We start from the raw sequence: 518 nt of genomic DNA, 5'->3' as shown, positions 1-518 counted from the left end.
GCATCAGTTCATCTTTATCTAAAGGAATAAATGGCAGGTTTGGGACAGAGTATTGCGATACAAAAATACAATCCAGCTGATTTGACAGAATCTTTTCCTTCAAAGTGCTAAATCCGTCTACTGTGAGTTCGAAGCAGATATTCGGATAGTCTTCTGAAAATTGTTTTAAAATATCAGGTAGCCAGTGGTAGGAAATACTTTGTATTGTGCCAATTCGAATATTCCCGCTGTCTAAATTTGCAATATTTGCGGCAAGCTGTGTCATTTTACGCTCTTCCTTACAAATTATTTTAATTGATTCAATGATTTCCTCTGTATTTGGCATCAAATCCATACCAAGTTTAGAACGTCTGAATAAAGTTATACCTAATTCTTTTTCAAAGCCTTTGATTGCTTGACTGATTGCAGATTGAGTGTAATTTAATTTGGAAGCTGTTTTGGATATGCTGTGTGTTTCACATACACTTAAAATAATCTCATACTTATTCATGTAATCTCCTTATCTATTAGAAAAATTA

Annotated in this window: 1 protein-coding gene; it reads right to left on the bottom strand. The window is 33.4% G+C overall.

Annotation, left to right across the window (positions count from 1 at the left end; all coding sequences use genetic code 11):
- On the bottom strand, positions 1-490 hold a 490-nt coding region (locus IE212_RS34645; protein ID WP_190201956.1), incomplete at its 3' end, for a LysR family transcriptional regulator.
- Positions 491-518 lie beyond the last annotated feature (28 nt).

The sequence above is a fragment of the Streptomyces djakartensis genome, assembly GCF_014651075.1.
Lineage (GTDB): Bacteria > Actinomycetota > Actinomycetes > Streptomycetales > Streptomycetaceae > Streptomyces > Streptomyces djakartensis.
Note: the sequence above shows the minus strand (reverse complement) of the source record. Positions and strands in the feature narration are given on the sequence as shown.